Genomic DNA, 21,276 nt, shown 5'->3' with positions numbered 1-21,276 from the left:
GCGTGGAGCAGGGCAAGGGGAGGTTAGGCGGTGGTGGATTTTGCGGCTTCGGCTTCGGCCATGTGTTTCATGTCGGCCAGCGCATCGCCATTTTGCGCATAGAAGCTAGGGAACCGATCAAGCGTTGGGTCGCTGGCAAGATAGATCAATGTCGCAGCGGCGGCGGTTCCAATGCGGTCCTCAAGAGCCTTGCCCTCGTCACCCGCCAGCACAACCACCCAGCCCGCGCGGCAGTGCGTGGTCCCGCAATATCCGTTTTGGTGCCACGAACCCATGTCTAGCGCACCCTCGCCGGATGCTGCCTCGTAAACCTTTTGGTGGATGTTTTCGATTTTAGGGGCACCGCTCAGGTCGGCACCGCTCAGGACGGCATCGCGCAGGTCGGCACCGCGCAGGACGGCACCGCTCAGGTCGACACCGCTCAGGTCGGCACCGCGCAGGTCGGCACCGCTCAGGTCGGCACCGCTCAGGTCGGCATCGCGCAGGTCGGCACCGCTCAGGTCGGCACCGCTCAGGTCGGCATCGCGCAGGACGGCACCGCGCAGGTCGGCACCGCTCAGGACGGCATCGCTCTTATGCGCCCAACGAACTGCCAGCCCGATCTTTACGCCAATCGTCGCGTCAGGTGCGCAGGTAATTTCAGCCGTGAACTGGACTTTGTTCGTCCAGCGGTTGCGCACCTCAAACTGTTCCGCGTTCTCGTTCGCCATGCTCTCATCCTCCATTGCCGGGTTTGGCTGGTGTTTGTGAGAGATGTATATATACGCATGCGGATAAGTGCAAGCATCATTTTATGCGTTAGCGTATTTTTATGCGATCGGCCATTTGCCGCCGTGAGGCAGTTACCCACAGCTATTTTGAGCGCCCGCCTTGATTGTTGTTCTAGTTATGTTCCTAATCAGCAAACCGATTCGGGGGTGCTTTGATGCGACTGGTCTACCAAGCAATGTGTTTTGAGAACCCGGTCGGCCCGTGGCGTTCAGAGATGAAGAAGGCGCGGAACGACCTCATCGCGCGCGATCTCGGCACACGCGATGAACACGGGAGGTTCTTCATCATCGTGCCGGGATCAATCCGCAGCGCGATCGTCTATAATCAGGCTAGGGCGGCTTGATCCGGTCGCATGGCAATCCAGATGACGCGGCCTAAAATCTCATAGTCCCGATCAGCAACCGGGATGGGCTGGTGTTCCGGGTTGGTTGAGCATGGCACAAGACGCGCAGGCTTTTCCAGGTATTGCTTGAACGTGACTTCGCCATCCCCGTTTCGGACCACATAAAGCCAGCGTTCGTATAGGTCGCGCTCAGTGGGGTCGATGATGATGGTGGCCCCCTCCCGCGCAATCTTGTTCATGGAATCACCCACGACCTTTAAGGCATAAGCTTCCGTAGGAACGCTTGGGTCAGGCGATGGCATATAGTTGCGCGTGGTGCGGACGGCCTCACGCCAACTGCCTGCCGGGACATCGCCAAGGATCGGGATGTTGGTCGCAGGGACGGGATGCACTGCTGAAACGTCACTGCCCGCCAAAAAGCCCATGACAGTTTCGCCAACCATGTCGGCGAGTTGGGCGAGCGCTGGAGGATCGGGCATCGCACCGCTTTCCCATCTCGACACCGACGCCTGCTTGACGCCGAACCTTTTGGCAAAGTCGCCCTGCGTTTCACCGAGCGATTGCCTGATCTGGCGAATCCGAACTGAGAGGGGCTTTTCCATGTCGCCCGCGTAATACGCGAGCGCATGTTTTCCTAACTCGCGAGCGGATAAATCACTTGTGCTATTTATCCGCATGCGTATATATACGGGACATGGAACAGCACACCCCCCTCTCGCAGCGTCGGAAGGCTCTTGGCCTGTCTCAGGCGCAGCTTGCCGATATGCTTGGCCTCACTCAAGCGACGATCTCGCGCAATGAGAAAGCCGCCATCCCTGACCGCCGCTTTGTGCTGGCGCTGGAGGCTATCGAAGGTCGCGCAGCCGCTCTCCCCGCCCGCGCCCGCGAAACCGGAAGTGCGGCGGTATGAGCAAGTCCGCGCCATCCTCCCCCGACCAATTGGCGGCCCGCGACCGCACGATGCTGGCGATCATGACCAATCATGTCGGCAAGGTTTTGCCAAGCGCGCGCAATATGGCTGCCATGATGGGATGCACCAAGGCGCAGTCCGATCACGCGATGCGCCGGTTGCGCAAGTCTGGTGCGGTCGAATTGTCCGGCAATGGTCCAAGCCGCGTCTATCACATTGTCGGCATCGGCAGCACGTTGCCCGAATATCCGGGCAAGGAAGTAGCGGCCTATGTCGAGCGCGCGCCAGAGCTTGAGCCGGTGCGGGTGTTCAATTTCGCCTGCCCTCGGTGCGGCGTTCGGAATTGCCTGCGTCATAGCCCCGCCCCACTGATCACGCGCGCTGCTGCCGCGATGGTGCTGGTATGACCCTCCCCCAAATCGCCCTCCTCATCCTCGCTCTGCAACTCCCGTTCGGCTGTCTGGTCGGGCGGTGGATGGAGGGGCGGTAGGTGCGCTACATCGACGTATGCAGCGACATTTCCGCACCCACAGCCGCATGGAAGCCGCTCGGATGGCAGGCGCTTTGCTATGCCGAAATCGATGTCGCGCCCCGTGCTGTGCTGGCCCACCATTATCCCGATGTCCCGCTGGTCGGAGACTTCACCCAGATCCAAGGGACCGAATATGGACCAGTTGACCTTCTTGTCGGAGGCACCCCCTGCCAATCGTTCAGCATCGCCGGCCTTAGAGGCGGACTGGATGATGAGCGTGGCAACCTGGCGCTCGAATATCTCCGCCTTGCTGATCGCGCACGGCCCCGATGGCTGGTATGGGAGAACGTCCCCGGCGTCCTGTCGTCTGGCGGAGGACGGGACTTTGGAGCCATCCTCGGAGGGCTGGCAGAACTCGGGTATGGGTTCGCCTACCGCATTCTCGACGCTCAGCACTTCGGAGTTCCGCAGCGGCGCCGTCGCGTCTTCGTTGTCGGATATCTTGGAGACTGGCGACGTGCCGCTGCGGTTCTTTTTGAGCGCCACGGCCTGTCGGGGCATCCTGCGCCGCGCAGAGAAAAGGGGCAAAACGCTCCCACCATCCCTAGCCGCAGCACTGGAGGCGGTGGCCTTGGCACCGACTTCGACTGTGATGGAGGGCTGATCCAGCACATCGCGGACGTTGCTGGCACTCTTCCCGCTGGCGGAAACCGCACTGGCGGCGATCGCCAGCCAGGCATGGGGCAGGAAACTGCCGACACGATGCTGATAAGCGCAACGGTGTCGTCCAAGTGGGCCAAGGGGTCCGGCGGGCCGTCCGGCGGGCCGTCCGGCGATGAATGCCAAAACCTGCTCGCGGTTCCGACCGCCTACGCGATCCAAGAGCGCGCCGTCTCCGAAAACCTCGACGCTGGACCGCAGGGGAAGGGCTTTCAGGCCGATGTCGGATATACGCTGGAGGCGCGCAATAAGGTTCAGGCTGTCGCTTTCGATCTGCGGAATGGCACTGCCGACGAAACCGCGATGTCTGTTCAGGCGGGTGGCATGGGTGACGATCGCGGCCTTTGCCCGAACGCTATCCCCCACACGCTTGCGCGCTCCGCCGTCCGCCGCCTGACCCCGCGCGAGTGCGAACGCCTCCAGGGCTTCCCCGACGACTTCACGCTGGTTCCATATCGCAACCGCATGATGGCCGATGGTCCGCGCTACAAGATGCTCGGAAATTCCATGGCTGTCCCGGTGATGCGCTGGATCGGCGAGCGAATGGCCCGCGTCGATGCGCTCCAGCTTGCGGCAGAGGCAGCCTGAATGAGCGACATGGCAACACTCCAGCGGCTTGGGCAGGAATTTGAGCGGCCTCGCGCTGCGGTTGGCGGGTTTCCTTACGCCGGCCATCGCACTGTCGCTGAGATCGACGCCGCCAGCCTCACCCCCAACACCCCCATCCGCCCCGGCTCTGGCAGCGCTTCTCGCGGGGTTGGGGTGGGTGAGGATGTTTCTCTCGATCATGGAAAGCATATCTAGCCATGCCGCATCGTGAAATCTCATCTCGCAGTTGCGAAATCGCGCAGGCTGTCGAAGCTGGCCAGATGGCGATGTTTCGCCTGGCCGACCGTGACCATGGGCTGAGCCTGAAAATCATCGGGCTGGACAGCGGTATCCCACATGGGACGTTGCGTTCCTACGCTGCTGGCACCGCTATGCCGGTCTCTGCTCTGCTTAAGCTGGCCGCAGTCATCCCGGCGCACCTCATCAATCTAATGCTGGACCCCGGTGGCAAGGTGCTGGCCGACGCTGAGCCGGACGAAACTGATCTTGATGACGCGGTGATCGCGGCGCTGGAAATGACGCTCAAATGGGCGAAGGCGCGGCATCCCAATAGCCCGTCTGGCGTGGCTATCGACCACACGGAACGGCCTGCGATCGAGTTGGCTGCGGCGGCTGTTACTGGCGCTGCTGGGAAGGTGGCATCATGACACCCGCCCCCACCACGCAATCAGCGCTGGACGAGGCCGGGCGGAAGGCGAGGCGGGCAAAGCGGCTCTCTCCCAAGCAGCAGGAATTGGCCGACGCTTTTGACGACGCACTGGCGGAGACTGGCAGCGTCCGTGAAGCCGCCACGATCTGCGGCATGGCGCTGCCCGCTGCCGAGGTGCGGTTTACCCGGATGCGCAAGAAAATGGGGTGGCAGGCACAATGACCGCCAACAATTACAAGCACTGGACCTCCGACCGCGACGACCAGTTGATGGAAGGTATCGCCAGCGGACTGTCCATCGAGAACAGCGGCAAGCGTCTGGGCCTGACCAAGGGTTCCGCGATCGGGCGCTTCAACCGGCTTAAGCAGCAGATGGGGTGGCAGGCGCGATGAGTGATGTTCTCACCCTGCGCCCATACCAGACGGCATTACTCGACGGCGCGCGGCAGGCGTTCCGCGAACGCAAGCGGGCGGTCTTGCTCCAGCTCCCCACGGGCGGCGGCAAGACTATATCCGGATCACAGATGATCGCCGGGTCGAGCGCCAAGGGCAATATCTGCTGGTGGCTTGCGCATCGTCGCGAACTGATTGGCCAGACGTCAAAGACCTTTTCCGCGATGGGCATACAGCATGGCGTCATCGCAGGCGGCAATTCAACCGATCCTCATAAGCGGGTGCAGATTGGCAGCATCCAAACTGTCGCGCGTCGGCTTGAGGATCTTACCCCGCCCGATCTGATCATCTTTGACGAGTGCCATCATCTTGGCGCGGCTCAATGGCAGAAGATTTTTGACGCCTTCCCCAATGCCAAAATCATTGGCCTGACCGCCACACCATGGCGTCTGGATGGCAAGGGTTTGGGCGCATGGTTTCAGGACATGATCAACGGGCCTTCGGTCGCCGAATTGATCGAAGAGGGCAGCCTTTCGCGCTACCGGCTATTCGCCCCTACCCAGGTCGACACCAGCGCGATCAAAATGCAGGCTGGCGATTACAAGCGTGACGATCTCGCGGCGACGATGGACAAGCCCTCCATCACCGGCGACGCGGTGCAGCACTATTCCAAACTGTGCCGGGGAAAGCGCGCGGTCGCCTTCGCGGTCAATGTCGAGCACAGTCAACATATCGCAGCGCAGTTTAATGCCAACGGAATCCGCGCCGAGCATGTCGACGGCACGATGGATATTGGGAGCCGCGACGGGGCGATCCAGCGCTTCATCGCCGGCGAAACTCTGGTCCTGACAAATTGCGAATTGTTCGGAGAGGGCTTCGACGTTCCGGCGATCGAGGCCGTCATTCTGCTGCGCCCGACAAAAAGCCTTTCACTGCACCTGCAACAGGTCGGCCGCGCCCTTCGCCCTTCGCCCGGCAAGACGGAGGCAATCATCCTGGATCATGCAGGCAACAGCCTCATTCATGGCCTGCCCGATGACGATCGGGAATGGACGCTGGCCGATCGCGAGAAGCGCAGGAAGGGTGAAAGCGCCAGCGTTGCGATCAAGACCTGCATGGAGTGCTTCCATGTCTACCGCCCTGCGCCTGCCTGCCCTGCGTGCGGTCACACGGCGGAGGCGAAGGGGCGTGAGATCGAGCATGTCGACGGCGTGCTGGAAGAGGTCGACCCCGCAGTCCTGCGTGCTGCCCGCAAGCAAGAGGAACGGCGAGCGCAATCGCTGGACGACCTGATCCAGCTGGGCAAACAGCGCGGGTATAAGAACCCGACCGTCTGGGCCAGCAAATTCCATGCGGCCCGCCAGTCGGCGCGCGCCAGGTATCAGCCGGCCTATGGGAGGCAATACGGATGACGTGGTCGCCGCAGCAGGACCGCGCTATCGCGGATGTCAAAGCATGGATGGCTGACCCTAAGGGCAAACAGGTGTTTCGGCTGTTCGGCTATGCCGGAACCGGAAAGACCACGCTCGCAAAAGAGATGGCGGCGTCAGTCAAAGGCACTGTGTTGTTCGCCACCTTCACCGGCAAAGCGTCACTGGTTCTGCGGTCCAAGGGCTGCGAAGGCGCGTCCACGATTCACTCGCTGATCTACAAGGTCGAGGTCAACGAACGCACCGGCGAAGCGTCGTTCAACATCAACCGCGATAGCGACCTCGCCGACGCGAAGCTGCTGATCATAGACGAAGTGTCGATGGTTGGCGCTGAATTGGCGCGCGACCTTCTCAGCTTCGGCAAGCGCATCCTTGTGCTTGGCGACCCTGCTCAGCTTCCACCGGTGAAGGATGAAGGCTTTTTCATCAATGCCGCGCCCGACGTGATGCTTACTGAGGTTCACCGGCAGGCACGCGATAATCCGATCATTCAGATGAGTATGCAAATTCGCGAAGGCGGGCGATTGGAGCCGGGAGAATATGGTTCAAGCCGTGTTATCCGTTGCGCCAGTTTTGGGCAAGATGGGCTGCGACAAGCAGTTCTAGATTCCGATCAGTTAATCTGCGGCCTCAATCGCACACGCACCGCCTATAATCGCCGCATTCGGGCTTTGAAGGGCTTGGCTGGCGAGGCTGAACATTGGCACCCTTCAGTTGGTGATCGCCTCATCTGCCTGAAGAACAAGCGCGACCGCAGCCTGTTCAATGGGTCGATGTGGGATGCTAAGATCGTGGGCGACAAGTTCCGCTGTTTCAGCATTGAGGTCGCGTCGCTGGACGAAGACCGCGATCCGCTGACAGTCGATGTGCCTGAGGAGTTCTTCAACGGTTCCGAACACAAACTCGATTGGCGCGAGCGCAAGCAGTATGACGAGTTCACATTCGGGTGGGCGATAACATGCCACAAATCGCAGGGTAGCCAGTGGCAAGACGTGATCATCTTCGACGAAAGTGGCGCGTTCCGCGATAGCCGTGCCAACTGGCTATACACCGCCGTGACGCGCGCCGCCGAGAAAGTGACGGTGATCGTATGAACGCCGCCCACACCGATCTTGTCCGCAATATCCTTTTGGAACTCAGCCCGTTGGGTCTGTGCTGGTCAAACGATACGGTTGGCCTTGCCTATGACCGCAACGGTCGACCGTTCAAGGCTGGTCTCACCGGCTCAAGCGATATTCTCGCCTGCATCAAAGGCCGGTTCGTCGGGATCGAATGCAAGACCGGAAAGGGTAGCCTGTCGACACCACAGCGCCGATTCCGTGATGCTGTCGCCAAGGCTGGCGGCATATTCATCGAAGCGCGCTCCGTCGACCAAGTTTTCGATACCCTCAAGTCGGAGGGCTTGGTGTGAGACAGCGCGACGTCATCAACCTGGACGATCCTGGGCAGCCGTTCCGCGATTTTACCGCGGCCTTTTCGCGCGAGATAGTCGGCTCCTATGTCGACCTTGGCAACCTGAAGGAAGCCGCTGATTTCCAGCGCGACATGATCGACACGCTCGAAGTCATGGCCCCCGATGGCATCGCGAAGGACTGGCGCAAGGCTGTCCGCAGTCAGAAGCGCAACCCGGCTGGCGCGACCCAGTGGAAAGCCCGCGCGCTCAATCTGGACGCCAATGATCCGCATATGGCGATCGCGATGGCCTGCTTTGCCCCGATGAAGCGTGACGATGGATGGGCGCTGGCTGTCCCCTTGCCGCTCCCCTGCCCGATGGGGCCAAAATTTGCCGAGCCTGAGGAAATTATCTTGATCAACACAACCACAGGCGCGGCGACCACCTACAGCAGCGATGGCAACATTCTCATTCCGTCTGCATCCTATGGCCGATTCGCTGTTATGGCGGACGCAAAGGCATGGGCGCGCGAGATCGCAACCCATATCGTGGAATGGTTCTATCGCTGCGATCTTGCCAGGCGTGAGGCGAATATCGGACCGGCGTGGGGTGGCTACCCTCCGTCCGCGTTGGCGATCGGTGATATTGGCAAGATCCGCTGGCCGGACGTCGACGCAATCACCGCACGCAATGGCGTCGACGCAGCCGCACTGAAAAAGGCGATTTTCCGTCAGGCCCGGATTACCCGCGTCGAAAGCCCGATGCAGATTGCGAGGGCGGCATGATGAGCAATGTCATCGATCTGAACGCCTGGAGGCATAATCTCCAGATGGGCGACCGCGGCCCAAAGAAAAACATGACGAACCTGATGGTTCATCTGCGCAACTTGCCGGGCCTTGGCAAAGCGATCCGCCTCAACATGATGACTGGCGTGGTCGAATGGCGCGGGCAGCCGGTCAGCGATACCGACTATGTCGACATTCAGATGATCGTGGAGCAGGCGAATTATCAGCCCGCCAAGCAAGACATCCCGATCGCGGTCCAACGCCTCGCGGAGGACAATGGATACCATCCGGTTCGCGACTATCTAGATGGCTTGAAATGGGACCGGACACCCCGCCTTGACCGGTTCCTGCATATCCTTTTCGGCACCCCCGACACAGATTACGAGCGCACAGTCGGCGTTAAGTGGATGATCGGCGCTGTTGCCCGCGTCTATGAGCCGGGCTGTAAAATGGACAATATGCTTGTCCTTGAAGGCCCGCAGAATTTGGGCAAGTCGACCGCCCTCGCCGCGCTTTTTGGTCGACCATATTTTACTGAGATGGTCAACGAACTGCGCGACCACAAGCGGTTCATGGAGCAGATCACCGGCAAGTGGGTGGTGGAATTTGCCGAATTGTCCGCAATCCGCCGCGCGGACGTCGAGTTGGTCAAAGCGGTCATCTCCATGCAGGTCGACCGCGCCCGCCTGTCCTATGGTCGAAACCCGGTTGAAGTGCCTCGCCAGTGCGTTCTGGCGGCATCTGTGAACCCAAAGCATGACAGCGGCTATCTGACCGATCCCACCGGCAACCGGCGCTTCTGGCCTGTCCGCTGCACAAAGATCGATATGCCGCGGCTTGTAAGAAAGCGGGACCAGCTTTGGGCCGAGGCAGTCGAACGCTACCGTAATGGCGAGCAATGGTGGCTCGATGATGCCCAGGTGCAGCAGGCCGGGGATGAGCAGGCGGATCGTCTGGCAATCGACCCGTGGGCTGACTTCCTCCACGAGAAGCTTATCCCCAGCTATCGCTATACCAGCGTGGGCATTCTCACCGATCTTCTCAAGGTTCCGATCGATCGCGTCGACGGCTTCATGAAGACCAGATTGGCTGATGTTCTGGTTTCATTAGGCTGGAAAAATCAGCCACGGAAAAGGCGGGATGAAGCCGGAAAACGGGTGAGCGTCCGCGAATGGTTTTGGCCAGAATGATGCGTGTGGCCACCCACCCCCTGACTACATCACTTCGTCGCATGAAAATGCGCGTTTTTGGCAGACTACACGACGAACCGAGTGCGACTACACGCCAAAACTACACCCCTGTAGGTCAAAAAATGACAATGAAATCAGTAACTTCTATTAAAGACTACGGTGACTACACCACTTTTTATAAAAGAGGGAGTGGTTGTAAATATAGCCTATATGGAAATCAATGTGGTCAGGTGTGGTCACCTGTAGTCAGGCAGCCGTCATGAGCTCCCTCACCGACTACATCGTGTTCCTGCTCAAGACTCGGCCGTTGCGCGTCGACGCATCCCGTGAGGCTGTCCGTCTGAGCATCCGACCTGATTGGGCAAAGCACTATTTCGAGGTTTTGAGACATGACTGACGCTCAGCTTGGGGTGCGGGATTTTTGGGAGGTGGGGTGAGATGCCAGTAGCGGGCGACACGGTAGGCTACCGACCAAAGCCCAACGACTTCCGGGATAGTTACATCCGCATGGGCTTCGGCGATGAACTGCGGGAGCATTACCGGACCAACTACCGCGCGCTGCGTCGCTGGGTCGATGAAGAAGGATATCAGGAATTGCACGATGCCAGGCGGGATTATCTCAAGGCCACGAAATGGCCGAACGGTGCGCCGGGCAATCGCAAGCGGCGGTATGTGATGGGGCAGACTTTGGTGAGCAAGCGGAAGGTAGAGATATGACCCCGAAACAGCAGCGCTTTGTCGAGGAATATCTGATCGACCTGAACGCGACTCAGGCGGCGATACGGGCGGGGTATAGCGCGGATACGGCCCATTCGATCGGGCATGAGAACCTTAGCAAACCTGAAATTGCCGATGCGATAGTTGATGCCAAGGCCAAACGGTCGCAGCAGACGGGCATAGACGCCGCGTGGCTGCTGAAACGCCTTGCCGATGAGGTTGTGGCCGACCTGAACGATTTATACGCTGAGGATGGCCGTGTGAGGCCCGTGAAGGAATGGCCCTTGATTTGGCGGCAGGGTTTGGTCGCTGGCATCGACGTCGAGACGCTCGGCGAAGGCGCTGGCCATGTGACGAAGATCAAGATCAGCGACAGGATCAAGCGCCTCGAACTGATCGGCAAGCATATCGATGTGCAGGCCTTCAAGGAAAAGATCGAGCATAGCGGCGCGATGACGCTCAACGTGACGGAAGAGGATGCAGGGCTGTGACAGTCTATGTCGATGATGTTCGGCACCGGTTCGGGAACATGGTGATGTGCCACTTGTGGGCCGATACCGTCGAGGAACTGCTCGCCATGGTTGATACGATTGGCGTGCAGCGCAAGTGGATACAAGGACACCCGACACTTTCCTTCGGGAAGCACCGCAATGCGTCATGGGTTCACTTCGACATCGCGCTGAGCAAGAAGGCGCTGGCGATCGCGGCAGGGGCCATTCTAACCGACCGTTACGGACCAGTCGAGCATACCGCCCGACTTGACGCTGCGTCCGAAACCCCCGCGCGTGCTGAGCGTGGGCGTCGTATGCTGGACAATGTCGAAAAGTGCCGAGCGATGCGCGCCGCGTGAAGTGACCGCCCGCCTAACCCCACGCCAGCGCGAAGCCAACCGCCTCTTAGCCTCCCCGGCCCGCAATATCATGCTGCGCGGCGGGTCGCGTTCTGGCAAAACATTCCTGCTCTGCCGTGCCATCGTCCAGCGCGCGATCAACGCGCCAGCATCGCGACATGCGATCTTCCGCTTCCGGTTCAATCACGCAAAAACCAGCATATGGGCGGATACGCTGCCAAAGGTGCTGAAACTATGCTTCCCGACCCTGCGGTATCGACCTGACAAGACGGATTTCTACATTGAGCTGCCCAACGGGTCGCAAATCTGGATTGCTGGCCTGGACGACAAGGAGCGTGTCGAGAAGATCCTTGGTGCCGAATATGCGACCCTGTATTTCAACGAAAGCAGCCAAATCCCGTGGGGCAGCATCGAAACGGCGATGTCCCGTCTGGCGCAGAAATGCCCGCTCGATCCAGTGATAGCACAGGCGACAGGCCGCGAATATCTATCGCTCAAAGCCTATTTCGACTGCAACCCGCCAAGCAAACTGCATTGGTCGTTCGTGTTGTTCCGCTCGAAGATGAAGCCCGGCACCAAGGAGGCGTTGAGCGATCCCGACAATTACGTTGAGATGAAGATCAACCCCGATGACAATCGGGACAATCTGCCGGAAGAGTATTTCGAGGTGCTGGACGGCATGTCGGCTGCCAAGCGCCTGCGGTTCAAGGAAGGCGAATGGGCTAGCGAGGTCAACGGCGCGCTCTGGGCGCTGGAGGATCGAAAGGGCGATGACGGGTCGGTCATCCCCGGCATAGATCGCTTCCGCGCCTCGCTGGCATGGGTCAAGGAAAAGCCGGTGGTGCGCTACAATGGCGCGGATATCGGGTTGCGTCGCATCGTGGTCGCGGTCGATCCATCCGGCACCAAGGGCGACGGCGGCGGCGATGACATCGGCATCGTGGTCGCGGCCTTGGGCGTTGATGGCCGGGCCTATGTGCTACAGGACGCGACGTGCCAGCTTTCGCCGGAAGGATGGGGCCGGCGCGCGGTGGACATGTATCACCGGTGGGAGGCTGATCGGATCGTCGGTGAAAAGAATTTCGGCGGCGATATGGTGCGCTTCACGGTATCAACGGCGGACAAAAAGGCGGCCTACAAGGACGTGAACGCGACGCGGGGCAAGGTGGTTCGGGCTGAGCCTATCTCCGCCCTGTATGAGCAGGGCAAGGTCAGTCATTGCGACAATTTCCCCGATCTGGAGGATCAGATGTGCAACATGACCGCTGGGGGGTATGTGGGCGAAAACTCGCCTGACCGGGCCGATGCGCTGGTATGGGCGCTTACCGAACTGATGTTGGGCAAGCCGACCCACTCCACCGCCGCCCTCCTGGCCTGAGGGTTATAAACCACCACCCATCCCCGCCCTACCCTCGCACCCATGGCGTGGATCACCGACAGTCTCAGAGGCGCGATCGATCTTGCATCGCGCCTGAACCCGTTCAACCGCGGCGAATCCGCCTCTGGTCTGGGCGGCATCTTCACGCACCAGCTTGCGATTGCGGCCTACATGTCGTCGGGCATGATGCGGAAGGTCATCGCCATTCCGGCAGAGGATCGGGTGAGCGAATGGCGCGACTGGCAGGCAGATGCGGACCATATCGCAGCGATCGAGGCGGAGGAGGAGCGCCTGAACCTCGTCGCCAAGGTGCAGGAAGCGGAAACCCTGCGCGGCATAGGCGGCGGCGCGATCATCATCATCACCGCCGGCGACCATGCCAGCCCGTTAACGCCAGCGATGGTCGCAAAAGGCGGCATCGTCGCGCTCAATGTCGTGTCGCGCTGGCAGATCACCGGCAAGGACTGGATCACCGACCTCGCATCGCCGCGTTATGGCGAGCCGCAGATGTGGGATATGAGCGGCGGCGAGGGGCAGCAAAAGGCCATCCATCCAAGCCGGGTCATCTGCTTTCGCGGCCCACGCCTTCCCGCTGGCCACGCCGTATCGCCACAGGAAGCGTTTTGGGGCGATTCACGGCTGCTGCGGGTCTATAACGAGGTTGCGCGGTCGGATGAGACGCAGGCTTGGTTTGCCTCACTGGTGCGCAAGGCCAAGCTGCTGCGCATTGGCATCCCTGACTTGATCGACCTTGACCCGGAACAGCTCAACGCCCGTGTCGCCCTGATCGCGACTGGCGAGAACAGCCTGAACGCGACCGTCTATCGATCCTCCGCCAGCGCCGATGTGCAGGGCGAGAAGATCGACGACTATCAGATCAACTGGACCGGCATCCCGGCGATGATGGACGCCTTTGACCAGCGCGTTGCGGCCGTAGCGGATATCCCGTTCACGCGCCTGATGGGCCGATCTCCAGCGGGCATGAACGCGACCGGTGCCTATGACGATCTCAATTGGGTCAAGGCCGTCACCAAATCGCAGAAGCTGGAAACCCGGCCATGCCTTGCGCAGCTTGATCCGTTCCTGTTGCGATCGGCGGGCGTCGATGCGACCAAGGTAACATGGGCGTTCGCGCCGCTGTCCGTGCCGACCGAGAAGGAGCAGGCGGACACGTTCAAGGTGATGATGGAGGCGGTGGAGAAGGTCCAGAACACCGGCGCTATCCCTGAACAGGCTTTCGCCGAATCGTTCCAGAACTTGCTTGTCGAGCGCGAGGTTATGCCTGGCCTTGAGCAGGCTTTGGCGAAAATCCCGGAAGCGGAGAGATTCGGCCTGTCGCCGGATAACGATGGAGGCGATGATGATCCATCTGCGATTCAAGCTGTGGGGGGAGGTGATCCTGAACGTCTAGCCGGCGGCGGCGGGGCTTTGGAGCGTCCCGCCCGCCGTGCTGCGAATGACGCATGGATGATGGAGGATTGGGCAGCCAAGCCGCTCTATGTCCGTCGCGACGTCATCAACCGCGCCGATATTGTGAAATGGGCCGAATCGCAGGGCTTTACCGACATCGCGCCGGACCTGCATGTCACGATCACCTATAGCCGGACTCCGGTTGACTGGATGGCCATGGGCGAATCCTGGCGCGGTAAGCTGGAGATTGAGGAGGGAGGGCCACGTCTGGTCGAAGCGCTTGGCCCCGATGGAAAATACAAGGCGCTGCTGTTCACCGCCTATGAGCTGATCAGCCGCAATCAGGAAATGCGCGACAAGGGCGCTTCGTTCGACTGGCCGGAATATCAGCCTCACATATCCATTCAGGTGGGTGGCGATGTCGATCTGGCCAAGGTTGAGCCCTACACCGGCAAGATAGTGTTGGGACCGGAGATTTTCGAAGAGATCAGGCCGTGACCCGCTCTGTTTCGGAGCAGGCATATATCGACCGGACCGAGCGCGAGCGACGTGAGAAGTTTGCTCGCCTCCACTCGAACGGGTGCCCTCCCGGCTTTGAGGCCGAATGGGAATCGAGCGCGAAGTTTAGGATGAAAATACTCGATAGGCAGCGCTAATGCGCTACGACCTGGCCACCCTAGCCCGCCGCCAACGCAACATCCGGCGATCCTCAATAGTCCTGCGCGATATAGTCCCGCCGTCAACGCTCGCGACTGACCTATTCCGCGCCTGCTATCTCCCCGTCATCACCGCATGGACCGACGCGCTACCCCGCATCGAAGTCGCATATGCCCGCAGCCTATCCGAGATCACCCAGGACAGCCCGGCGGACGTGCGCGCGGAAATCGACGGCGCGGCTTCTGCGATTGACCGGCTTGTGCTGTTGCTTTCGCCGGGTTTGCGGGATTGGGTGCTGCGTGTCGAGCAATGGCAGCGTGGCAAGTGGCGTGGCGCGGTTTTGAGCGCAACTGGCGTTGACTTGCAAACGATGCTTGGCGCGGGTGACATGCGTGCGCCGATCGAGACGGCGATCGAGTGGAATGCCGCGCTAATCAAGGACGTGTCGGCGCAGGCTCAACAGCGGATCAGCAATGCCGTATTCGATGGCTTGCGCAACCGGACGCCAGCGCGTGAGGTGGCGAAGTCGATCCGCGAGGCGGCGGATATGGGGCGCGCGCGGGCTGTGCGGATTGCGAGCGATCAGCTCACCAAAATCACGTCATCGCTGGCCGAAGAACGGCGGCGTGAAGCGGGCATCGATGAATATAAATGGGTTTGGAGCAGGAAGAAGCATGGCCGAGCGGAGCATATTGCTCGCGATGGGAAGGAGTTCAGTGACGCGAACCCACCACCTGAGCAACCCGGCCAACTTCCCTATTGCGGGTGTCGCTCTCGTGCTATTATCCGCTTCGATTGATCTTTCAGATATGCTATACAAAACGGGCCGGAAACGCTGCGTCAACAGCGCCCGACCCTGACCACGAACGCAAGGAATCTGCGCCATGGCTAGAAAGCCAATAATTGATATTTTAGGCGGCGTCATCCATTTTGGGCGTCTTACATTCATCGGTGAAGCAGAGCCGCACAAGTGGCGTCATCGCGAGTATAGACGCGCCTTATGCAGATGCGATTGCGGCACCCTCCGATCCGTCCAACCCCCAAAACTTGTGTCTGGCCAGACGTTCAGTTGCGGATGCATGGCCGCTGAGAAGGCATCGAAGCGGCTTAAAACCCATGGCATGACCGGAACGCCGGAATATGTCTCTTGGCAGTCGATGAAAAACCGGTGCTATCGCGAGCAGGACATATCCTATCCAAATTATGGCGGGCGCGGCATAAGTGTCTGTGACCGATGGATAGGCAGCTTCGAAGCATTCTATGCTGACATGGGGCCACGGCCTGATGGCATGACGCTGGACCGGATTGAAGTAGATCGCAATTACGAGCCTGCAAATTGTCGCTGGGCTACGCCTCTTGAGCAGGCTGATAATACCCGAGTGGCCCGCAAGCTGCTGATCGGTCGCGAGCGCATCAACCTTTCGGAGGCGTCGCGCCGGTCTGGACTAACAAGGTCAGCGCTCAGCGGGCGGATGGCGCGAGGCATGCAGGCCGACGTTGCCATGCGGCTCCCACGCGACAAGACTCAGGGCGCCCGTTCAAAGAACAACAATCGCCATGTGGTCTACGGGGGGAAGCAGATGCTTCTTTGCGAAGTGTCTGACGCAACTAACATTGAGGGCAGCCATATCAGGTATCACCTTAAGCAAGGCCGCACGGTGGAAGAAGGCCCACCCACGCAACTTCTGAGGGTTATAAACCCACCCCCTCGCCCCGCCTATCGTGCGGGCCATGCTGTTCGCAGACCAACTCACACTTGATGCACCGCGCCGCGTAAATGGCGGCTTCCTTGCCGTTCGTGCCAAGGCCGCGCGCACCGGCGTCTACCAGTATGCTGGCGCGGAAGTTGACCCGCAGAATAAGCACGGGCTGCGCGATACCGCGATTGTCCATGTTCTGCGCGACCAAAGCACCGTCTTTGACCCGAAGGCTGTCCATAGCTTCATCGGCAAGCCGATCACCGACGATCATCCTGCAAGCGCCGTAACCGCCGACAACTGGCGCGACCACGCGCGCGGGACGGTCATGGGCGCAAAGTGGGAGGAGGGTGGTTATCTCGCCTTCGATCTGCTGCTGACCGACGCCGAGGCGATCCGCAAGGTGGATGCTGGCAAGCGCGAATTGTCCAACGGCTATAGCGCCGAACTCGAATTCGGCGACTTCACCGCAGCCGATGGCACCAAGTGCCAGGCCCGCCAAACCTCCATCGTCGGCAACCATGTCGCCCTTGTCGATCGGGGCCGCGCTGGTTCCGAATGCGCGATCAAGGACGGGTTTGCCGTCTGCGATGCCCTCCCCTCCAACATCCTCGATTCCCTCACACAGGAGAAGCCCGTGCCTAAAATCATGACGGTTGACGGGTATTCCGTCGATGTGGCTAACGCCGAAATTGCTGAAAAGACCATCACCACCCTGATCGCCGCGCGTGACGCTGCGACCGGCAAAGTCACCGGACTGGAAGCGAAAGCGGTGGCCGACGCCGCCACGATCGTCGCCAAGGACGCGGAGATCACCAAGCTGACCGCCGACCTGGCAGCTGCCAAGCCGACACTCCAGCAGCTTCGCGACGCGGGCAAGCAGTTCGCCGTCATCGAAGGCAAGGCCAAGGCGATGGGCGTGACCGTCACCGACGCGATGGACGAAAACGCCATCATGAAGGCGGTTGTCGATAAGGCGATGGGCGAGAAGGCGAAGGATTACACCGCCGACCATATCGCCATCGCGTTCGAGGCGCTGACCAAGGATGCGAAGGTTGATCAGGTGGTGCATCCGCTCGGTTCGCCCGCTGTGACGCATGACTCAGCCTGCGCCGAAGCTGCTTTCGCCGACACCCAGCGCAAGGCCAGTGAAGCGCGCCGGAACGCCTGGAAAACCCCCGCCACCTCGGTCGCAGCGTAAGGAGCCGCCATCATGGCCATCACCATTCAGAGCACCTATTCCGAAAGCTACGTCAAGGGCTATGCGGGCATGATCGCCAATGGCGAAACGTCCCACCGGATCAGCCGCACCGTTGAGCCGTCTGGCGGCGCTGCATTCGGTGCGCCGCTTTATCGCGGGTCCGACGATCATGGCTGCACCACGACCGTTGGCACGCTGGCGACGTTCCTGGGCTGGGCGATCGCGGACGTCGGCATTGTCCCCGTGACCGTTTCCGGCGCGGTTGACACCTACCCGCAATATTCGACGGCGGGCATCCTCACCAGCGGCGCGATCTATGTCCCGGTCAAGGGAACGGTCGCCGATGGCGCTGCCATCACGGTTGGGACAGGTGGCGGTGCCGCAGACCTTATCGGCTCGACGGCAGCCGACGCCACTCACATCGCGACCGGATGGATCGCAGACGAAACCGTGACGGACGGCATCTGCCGCATCGTCAAGCGCTAAGGGGGATCGAGTAAATGACCCAGAATTTCACCGACGCCCAGAGCGCTATCGGCTTTGCCCGTCCCGCCCTGTATCGCACTTACTCCACCGTCATGGAGGAGAAATACCCCGCGTTCGATTACGCCACCTACATCCCCGTCAATGAAGATGGCGATATGTGGGATGTCGGCACCATCGTCACGTCCATGACCGGCCCGATCGGCAAGGCGGAATATCTGTCGGCCAAGGCGTTCGACATCCCGAATGTGAGCCATCAGCAGGCGCAGGGGACCAGCAACTTCTATCTGGCCGGTGCCGGGTTTGAAGTGACCTTGCAGGAAGTCAACCGCGCCGCGAAGATGGGCATTGACCTGCCGACCAAGGGCGCATCCGACGCGCGCAAGGTCATGGAGAAATTCGCCTATGACCGCGCCATGGCTGGCTCGACCGAGAAGAACTTCAAGGGGCTGACCAACTTCGCCACCGTCCCTACCGCATCGGCGCCAACCGGAACTTGGGCCACCGCAACACCTGACCAGATGGTGGGCGACGTGGACGCCGCGCTGGTCGATGTCTACACCAACACCAAGGAAACCGAACTGGCGGATACGGTCCTCCTGCCGACTTCGGCCTTTCTGGTCGCGAACCGCAAGCAGATCACCGGCACGGCCATGACCGTTCTGCAATATCTGATGGCGAACAACGCCTATACGGCGATCACCAAGCAGCCGCTCAACATCATGCCGAGCCGCGAATTGGAAACTGCCGGCGCATCGTCCACGCGGCGCATTGTCGCCTATGCCCGCAACCCCGGTGTGCTGGAATTCTTCCTGCCCGGTTCGCCGACCTTCATGCCCCCGCATCCGATTTCGTCGCTGGCCTATCGGGTCGATGGCATCATGAATGTCGGCCAGCTCGAAATCTACCACCCCAAGGCGGTCAGCTACCGGGATGGGATCTGAGCCATGAAGAAATTCACCAACTATGCGCCCGGCCTGCGCGGCATCAACACCGATGCAGGCACGGTCTGGATTGAGCCGGGCCAGACGATCGAACTTGATGCAAAGTCGGTCGTTGGCGACCTCCCCGACCTGGGCAAGCCGCCCGTGACCGAGGATGACGCCGCCGAACTCGACGCGCTCAAGGCCTCGGTGGCCGACCTCACCAAACAGGTCGAGAGCCTGACCGGTGAGCGCGACACCTTGGCTAAACAGGTCGAGAGCCTGACTGCGCCAAAGAAGTAACAGCCTCTCCGGGGGAGAACGGGCCGCCTCGCTTCATAGTGCGGCGGCCCTTTTTGTAAGGACAAAACATGGCCGACAAATGGACAACGCAGCGATCGGATCTGGCGATAACCCTTGGCTCCTCCGCGATCGAACACACGCCCGCCGACGCCGACTTGCCGATCAACGTCAAGGCGGTCCTGTTCGCGGGCGATGGCACGATCAGCTATAAGAACGCGACGGGCAGCGCGATCACGGGCTTCCCTGTCATTAGCGGCCAGTTGCTCCCCTTCGTCCCGGCTCGCATCACCGCGATGACCGGGCCGACCAAGTGCTTCCTTATCCAGTGAGCTACACCCGCCTCCCCCTGGCCGACTTCAAGGCAAAATATGTCGCCTTCACCACGTTGACCGAGCCGCCCTATGCCGCATGGGCAACGGACGCGGAGGCGGACATCACAGACCGCTATGGCAGCTATCAGCAGCGCGCGACCGAGTTGATGACGGCGCACTATCTGGCGCTCCAGACGATCGGCATGGGGGCGGTTGCTGGCGTGATCGCGACCGGGGCGACCAGCTTCAAGAGCGCCACGTTCAGCGCCACCATTTCCGACAGCGTGGTTGCGGCGCGCGCCAAGGGCGATCTCGCGTCAACGCCATACGGCCAGCAACTCGCGGCGATCGAGCGGCGCTTGTTTGGCGGGCCGTATTTGGTTGGGTGCGTCGCCTAATGGATATGGCATCCGCCTTCGCTGACATCGGCCTGGCCTTCTCCGCTGTGTTTGGTGGGCCGTTCCATGACGCGCAGATCATCCGGCAGGGCGTGATCGACTATGACGATGGTGGAAGCATCATCCCCGGTTCAGGCTCGCCCACGCTGCGCCCATGCAAGGCCCAGGTTGACGCCGCGACGGAAGCTATGCGTGCGCAGGAAGGGTTCGCCGAGAAGGATCGGCGTATCGTAGTCCTCGCCGCCACGCTGGAGGGCAATGTCAAGACATCCGACAAGATCGAGATACTGAATGGGCCGGCTGAATTTGTCGGCGTCTGGTCGATCGAGTTTGTTGGGATGGATACGGCGGCGGCCGGATGGGAACTTAGGGGGCGGAAAGCGTAATGGCGCGGTCTCGCATGATCGGGGGCAAGGCCCATGTGGCCCGCCTGCGTAAGCTCGCGGGGCCAGATATGACGCGCTATGTCGGTAAAGCATTGTTCGCGGCGGGTGAGATGATCCAGGTGGAGGCTCAGATTGGGATCACCACCGGCGCGGTATCAGGCAAAGGGCATGTGCCATCAGCGCCGGGCCAATACCCAAACCAAGACACCGGCGTTCTCGGCAACAATATCGAGACGATTCAAAAGGAGCGGCTGTTGGTCGAGGTCAGCAGCAATGCGCCTTATAGCGCCGCGCTGGAATTTGGCACGTCACGCATGTCTGCCCGGCCCTTCATGTCCACCGCCCGCGACGCCAAGCGCAGAGAAGCGGAGGATCTGGTAAAACAGGCCGTCTCTGCCGCTGTTCGCCGCTCCAGATCGAAGGACTGACCATGGCAGGCGATCTTTTGCGCGAGACGGAGCGCGCGACCATCATCACCCTGAAAGCCAATACCGCCCTGCTGGCAATCGTGGCGAAGGCGTCGATCGAGCCGGTTGACGAATCACCTGCATGGCCGTTCACCCGCCTCGACGGAACGCAGGCTATCCCGCGCGGACGGGGCTGCACCAAGCGATCGGACGTGACGTTCATGGTCCATTCGTTCGCCAAGCCGCGGCTTGGAGTGAACGGACAGATGATCGAAACCGCCCGCGACCATTGCGGCCGCATCAACAACGCCGTGATCGAGGCGCTGCACAATCATCGCTACACCGTCGCCGGGGTCACCTATAAGCTTGCCGTGCGGTCATCGCGGCTGATGCAGGACGGTGCCGAGCGCGATGCCTATCACGGGATCGCAAATGTGATAGCGCAAGCCCAGCGTGGCTGATATGCCAGCGGGATGGAAATCCCTCTAGCC

Annotated in this window: 31 protein-coding genes; 29 read left to right on the top strand and 2 right to left on the bottom strand. The window is 60.7% G+C overall.

Annotation, left to right across the window (positions count from 1 at the left end; all coding sequences use genetic code 11):
- Positions 1-23: 23 nt before the first annotated feature.
- Positions 24-710, bottom strand: a complete 687-nt coding sequence (locus ACODR8_RS12965) for a pentapeptide repeat-containing protein (RefSeq protein ID WP_489007627.1) — start codon at positions 708-710, stop codon at positions 24-26.
- Between the two features lie 215 nt (positions 711-925).
- Between ACODR8_RS12965 and ACODR8_RS12960 the strand changes: the two genes are divergently transcribed.
- Positions 926-1,114, top strand: a complete 189-nt coding sequence (locus ACODR8_RS12960) for a hypothetical protein (protein ID WP_489007626.1) — start codon at positions 926-928, stop codon at positions 1,112-1,114.
- Here ACODR8_RS12960 and ACODR8_RS12955 read toward each other — a convergent pair.
- Positions 1,096-1,716, bottom strand: a complete 621-nt coding sequence (locus ACODR8_RS12955) for a LexA family protein (RefSeq protein WP_489007625.1) — start codon at positions 1,714-1,716, stop codon at positions 1,096-1,098. The two genes, ACODR8_RS12960 and ACODR8_RS12955, sit on opposite strands and share 19 nt — an antisense overlap.
- 92 nt (positions 1,717-1,808) lie before the next feature.
- On the opposite strand from ACODR8_RS12955, the gene ACODR8_RS12950 reads away from it, so the two are divergent.
- The 28 genes from ACODR8_RS12950 (at position 1,809) to ACODR8_RS12815 (ending at position 21,246) form a co-directional block, all read left to right on the top strand.
- The gene (locus ACODR8_RS12950) at positions 1,809-2,024 is read left to right on the top strand and encodes a helix-turn-helix transcriptional regulator (RefSeq protein WP_489007624.1); all 216 of its coding nucleotides are present in this window, start codon (positions 1,809-1,811) and stop codon (positions 2,022-2,024) included.
- Entirely contained in the window at positions 2,021-2,431 is a 411-nt protein-coding gene (locus tag ACODR8_RS12945; protein WP_489007623.1) for a hypothetical protein, read from the top strand. Before ACODR8_RS12950 ends, ACODR8_RS12945 begins: the two co-directional genes overlap by 4 nt.
- Positions 2,432-2,514: 83 nt before the next feature.
- Positions 2,515-3,804 carry a DNA cytosine methyltransferase gene (locus tag ACODR8_RS12940; RefSeq protein WP_489007622.1) on the top strand — a complete coding sequence of 430 codons (1,290 nt, stop codon included), beginning with the start codon at positions 2,515-2,517 and terminating at the stop codon, positions 3,802-3,804.
- On the top strand, positions 3,805-4,020 hold the full coding sequence (locus ACODR8_RS12935; RefSeq protein ID WP_489007621.1) for a hypothetical protein: 216 nt from the start codon (positions 3,805-3,807) through the stop codon (positions 4,018-4,020).
- Between the two features lie 65 nt (positions 4,021-4,085).
- A complete protein-coding gene (locus ACODR8_RS12930) occupies positions 4,086-4,472 on the top strand; it encodes a hypothetical protein (RefSeq protein ID WP_489007620.1) in 387 nt (128 codons plus the stop codon).
- Positions 4,469-4,696: a hypothetical protein gene (locus ACODR8_RS12925; protein WP_489007619.1), complete on the top strand. Its 228-nt coding sequence runs from the start codon at positions 4,469-4,471 to the stop codon at positions 4,694-4,696. The genes ACODR8_RS12930 and ACODR8_RS12925 overlap by 4 nt, the downstream gene beginning before the upstream one ends.
- Complete coding sequence (locus ACODR8_RS12920) at positions 4,693-4,866, top strand: hypothetical protein (protein ID WP_489007618.1); 174 nt, start codon at positions 4,693-4,695, stop codon at positions 4,864-4,866. The genes ACODR8_RS12925 and ACODR8_RS12920 overlap by 4 nt, the downstream gene beginning before the upstream one ends.
- Entirely contained in the window at positions 4,863-6,278 is a 1,416-nt protein-coding gene (locus tag ACODR8_RS12915; protein ID WP_489007617.1) for a DEAD/DEAH box helicase, read from the top strand. The genes ACODR8_RS12920 and ACODR8_RS12915 overlap by 4 nt, the downstream gene beginning before the upstream one ends.
- Entirely contained in the window at positions 6,275-7,390 is a 1,116-nt protein-coding gene (locus ACODR8_RS12910) for an ATP-dependent DNA helicase (RefSeq protein WP_489007616.1), read from the top strand. Before ACODR8_RS12915 ends, ACODR8_RS12910 begins: the two co-directional genes overlap by 4 nt.
- Complete coding sequence (locus ACODR8_RS12905) at positions 7,387-7,707, top strand: VRR-NUC domain-containing protein (protein ID WP_489007615.1); 321 nt, start codon at positions 7,387-7,389, stop codon at positions 7,705-7,707. The genes ACODR8_RS12910 and ACODR8_RS12905 overlap by 4 nt, the downstream gene beginning before the upstream one ends.
- Complete coding sequence (locus tag ACODR8_RS12900; protein WP_489007614.1) at positions 7,704-8,474, top strand: hypothetical protein; 771 nt, start codon at positions 7,704-7,706, stop codon at positions 8,472-8,474. The genes ACODR8_RS12905 and ACODR8_RS12900 overlap by 4 nt, the downstream gene beginning before the upstream one ends.
- Positions 8,471-9,664 (top strand): virulence-associated E family protein, encoded by a 1,194-nt coding sequence (locus ACODR8_RS12895; protein ID WP_489007613.1) that lies wholly within the window; start codon positions 8,471-8,473, stop codon positions 9,662-9,664. The genes ACODR8_RS12900 and ACODR8_RS12895 overlap by 4 nt, the downstream gene beginning before the upstream one ends.
- 438 nt (positions 9,665-10,102) lie before the next feature.
- On the top strand, positions 10,103-10,381 hold the full coding sequence (locus ACODR8_RS12890; protein ID WP_489007612.1) for a hypothetical protein: 279 nt from the start codon (positions 10,103-10,105) through the stop codon (positions 10,379-10,381).
- Positions 10,378-10,872, top strand: a complete 495-nt coding sequence (locus tag ACODR8_RS12885) for a terminase small subunit (protein ID WP_489007611.1) — start codon at positions 10,378-10,380, stop codon at positions 10,870-10,872. The genes ACODR8_RS12890 and ACODR8_RS12885 overlap by 4 nt, the downstream gene beginning before the upstream one ends.
- Complete coding sequence (locus tag ACODR8_RS12880) at positions 10,869-11,231, top strand: DUF4031 domain-containing protein (protein WP_489007610.1); 363 nt, start codon at positions 10,869-10,871, stop codon at positions 11,229-11,231. Before ACODR8_RS12885 ends, ACODR8_RS12880 begins: the two co-directional genes overlap by 4 nt.
- A gap of 1 nt (position 11,232) precedes the next feature.
- Entirely contained in the window at positions 11,233-12,609 is a 1,377-nt protein-coding gene (locus ACODR8_RS12875; RefSeq protein WP_489007609.1) for a phage terminase large subunit, read from the top strand.
- A 42-nt stretch (positions 12,610-12,651) separates the two neighbouring features.
- Positions 12,652-14,517 carry a phage portal protein gene (locus tag ACODR8_RS12870; protein ID WP_489007608.1) on the top strand — a complete coding sequence of 622 codons (1,866 nt, stop codon included), beginning with the start codon at positions 12,652-12,654 and terminating at the stop codon, positions 14,515-14,517.
- Between the two features lie 157 nt (positions 14,518-14,674).
- Positions 14,675-15,475, top strand: coding sequence for a phage minor head protein (locus tag ACODR8_RS12865; RefSeq protein ID WP_489007607.1), 801 nt, complete (start codon positions 14,675-14,677; stop codon positions 15,473-15,475).
- A gap of 280 nt (positions 15,476-15,755) precedes the next feature.
- Positions 15,756-16,436 carry a hypothetical protein gene (locus ACODR8_RS12860; protein ID WP_489007606.1) on the top strand — a complete coding sequence of 227 codons (681 nt, stop codon included), beginning with the start codon at positions 15,756-15,758 and terminating at the stop codon, positions 16,434-16,436.
- Positions 16,408-17,574 (top strand): DUF2213 domain-containing protein, encoded by a 1,167-nt coding sequence (locus ACODR8_RS12855; RefSeq protein WP_489007605.1) that lies wholly within the window; start codon positions 16,408-16,410, stop codon positions 17,572-17,574. Before ACODR8_RS12860 ends, ACODR8_RS12855 begins: the two co-directional genes overlap by 29 nt.
- Positions 17,575-17,586: 12 nt before the next feature.
- The gene (locus ACODR8_RS12850) at positions 17,587-18,060 is read left to right on the top strand and encodes a structural cement protein Gp24 (protein WP_489007604.1); all 474 of its coding nucleotides are present in this window, start codon (positions 17,587-17,589) and stop codon (positions 18,058-18,060) included.
- Between the two features lie 14 nt (positions 18,061-18,074).
- Entirely contained in the window at positions 18,075-19,001 is a 927-nt protein-coding gene (locus ACODR8_RS12845) for a DUF2184 domain-containing protein (protein ID WP_489007603.1), read from the top strand.
- Between the two features lie 3 nt (positions 19,002-19,004).
- Complete coding sequence (locus ACODR8_RS12840) at positions 19,005-19,283, top strand: hypothetical protein (RefSeq protein WP_489007602.1); 279 nt, start codon at positions 19,005-19,007, stop codon at positions 19,281-19,283.
- Positions 19,284-19,351: 68 nt separating this feature from the next.
- The gene (locus ACODR8_RS12835) at positions 19,352-19,612 is read left to right on the top strand and encodes a hypothetical protein (RefSeq protein WP_489007601.1); all 261 of its coding nucleotides are present in this window, start codon (positions 19,352-19,354) and stop codon (positions 19,610-19,612) included.
- Positions 19,609-19,992, top strand: coding sequence for a DUF4054 domain-containing protein (locus ACODR8_RS12830; RefSeq protein WP_489007600.1), 384 nt, complete (start codon positions 19,609-19,611; stop codon positions 19,990-19,992). Before ACODR8_RS12835 ends, ACODR8_RS12830 begins: the two co-directional genes overlap by 4 nt.
- Positions 19,992-20,378 carry a hypothetical protein gene (locus tag ACODR8_RS12825; RefSeq protein ID WP_489007599.1) on the top strand — a complete coding sequence of 129 codons (387 nt, stop codon included), beginning with the start codon at positions 19,992-19,994 and terminating at the stop codon, positions 20,376-20,378. Before ACODR8_RS12830 ends, ACODR8_RS12825 begins: the two co-directional genes overlap by 1 nt.
- 14 nt (positions 20,379-20,392) lie before the next feature.
- Positions 20,393-20,806: an HK97-gp10 family putative phage morphogenesis protein gene (locus tag ACODR8_RS12820; protein WP_489007598.1), complete on the top strand. Its 414-nt coding sequence runs from the start codon at positions 20,393-20,395 to the stop codon at positions 20,804-20,806.
- Positions 20,807-20,808: 2 nt separating this feature from the next.
- On the top strand, positions 20,809-21,246 hold the full coding sequence (locus ACODR8_RS12815; RefSeq protein ID WP_489007597.1) for a hypothetical protein: 438 nt from the start codon (positions 20,809-20,811) through the stop codon (positions 21,244-21,246).
- Positions 21,247-21,276 lie beyond the last annotated feature (30 nt).

Source organism: Sphingobium sp. FG58, assembly GCF_057809055.1.
Note: the sequence above shows the minus strand (reverse complement) of the source record. Positions and strands in the feature narration are given on the sequence as shown.

Bases quoted from the DNA above. Each gene is read 5' to 3' on its own strand.
- ACODR8_RS12935 (WP_489007621.1), top strand. From the start codon at position 3,805: ATGAGCGACATGGCAACACTCCAGCGGCTTGGGCAGGAATTTGAGCGG.
- ACODR8_RS12905 (WP_489007615.1), top strand. From the start codon at position 7,387: ATGAACGCCGCCCACACCGATCTTGTCCGCAATATCCTTTTGGAACTC.
- ACODR8_RS12860 (WP_489007606.1), top strand. From the start codon at position 15,756: ATGGCCGCTGAGAAGGCATCGAAGCGGCTTAAAACCCATGGCATGACC.
- ACODR8_RS12965 (WP_489007627.1), bottom strand. From the start codon at position 710: ATGGCGAACGAGAACGCGGAACAGTTTGAGGTGCGCAACCGCTGGACG.
- ACODR8_RS12910 (WP_489007616.1), top strand. From the start codon at position 6,275: ATGACGTGGTCGCCGCAGCAGGACCGCGCTATCGCGGATGTCAAAGCA.
- ACODR8_RS12865 (WP_489007607.1), top strand. From the start codon at position 14,675: ATGCGCTACGACCTGGCCACCCTAGCCCGCCGCCAACGCAACATCCGG.
- ACODR8_RS12840 (WP_489007602.1), top strand. From the start codon at position 19,005: ATGAAGAAATTCACCAACTATGCGCCCGGCCTGCGCGGCATCAACACC.
- ACODR8_RS12925 (WP_489007619.1), top strand. From the start codon at position 4,469: ATGACACCCGCCCCCACCACGCAATCAGCGCTGGACGAGGCCGGGCGG.
- ACODR8_RS12895 (WP_489007613.1), top strand. From the start codon at position 8,471: ATGATGAGCAATGTCATCGATCTGAACGCCTGGAGGCATAATCTCCAG.
- ACODR8_RS12945 (WP_489007623.1), top strand. From the start codon at position 2,021: ATGAGCAAGTCCGCGCCATCCTCCCCCGACCAATTGGCGGCCCGCGAC.
- ACODR8_RS12950 (WP_489007624.1), top strand. From the start codon at position 1,809: ATGGAACAGCACACCCCCCTCTCGCAGCGTCGGAAGGCTCTTGGCCTG.
- ACODR8_RS12815 (WP_489007597.1), top strand. From the start codon at position 20,809: ATGGCAGGCGATCTTTTGCGCGAGACGGAGCGCGCGACCATCATCACC.
- ACODR8_RS12920 (WP_489007618.1), top strand. From the start codon at position 4,693: ATGACCGCCAACAATTACAAGCACTGGACCTCCGACCGCGACGACCAG.
- ACODR8_RS12835 (WP_489007601.1), top strand. From the start codon at position 19,352: ATGGCCGACAAATGGACAACGCAGCGATCGGATCTGGCGATAACCCTT.
- ACODR8_RS12955 (WP_489007625.1), bottom strand. From the start codon at position 1,716: ATGGAAAAGCCCCTCTCAGTTCGGATTCGCCAGATCAGGCAATCGCTC.
- ACODR8_RS12850 (WP_489007604.1), top strand. From the start codon at position 17,587: ATGGCCATCACCATTCAGAGCACCTATTCCGAAAGCTACGTCAAGGGC.
- ACODR8_RS12930 (WP_489007620.1), top strand. From the start codon at position 4,086: ATGGCGATGTTTCGCCTGGCCGACCGTGACCATGGGCTGAGCCTGAAA.
- ACODR8_RS12845 (WP_489007603.1), top strand. From the start codon at position 18,075: ATGACCCAGAATTTCACCGACGCCCAGAGCGCTATCGGCTTTGCCCGT.
- ACODR8_RS12820 (WP_489007598.1), top strand. From the start codon at position 20,393: ATGATCGGGGGCAAGGCCCATGTGGCCCGCCTGCGTAAGCTCGCGGGG.
- ACODR8_RS12855 (WP_489007605.1), top strand. From the start codon at position 16,408: ATGCTGTTCGCAGACCAACTCACACTTGATGCACCGCGCCGCGTAAAT.
- ACODR8_RS12890 (WP_489007612.1), top strand. From the start codon at position 10,103: ATGCCAGTAGCGGGCGACACGGTAGGCTACCGACCAAAGCCCAACGAC.
- ACODR8_RS12960 (WP_489007626.1), top strand. From the start codon at position 926: ATGCGACTGGTCTACCAAGCAATGTGTTTTGAGAACCCGGTCGGCCCG.
- ACODR8_RS12870 (WP_489007608.1), top strand. From the start codon at position 12,652: ATGGCGTGGATCACCGACAGTCTCAGAGGCGCGATCGATCTTGCATCG.
- ACODR8_RS12915 (WP_489007617.1), top strand. From the start codon at position 4,863: ATGAGTGATGTTCTCACCCTGCGCCCATACCAGACGGCATTACTCGAC.
- ACODR8_RS12825 (WP_489007599.1), top strand. From the start codon at position 19,992: ATGGATATGGCATCCGCCTTCGCTGACATCGGCCTGGCCTTCTCCGCT.
- ACODR8_RS12885 (WP_489007611.1), top strand. From the start codon at position 10,378: ATGACCCCGAAACAGCAGCGCTTTGTCGAGGAATATCTGATCGACCTG.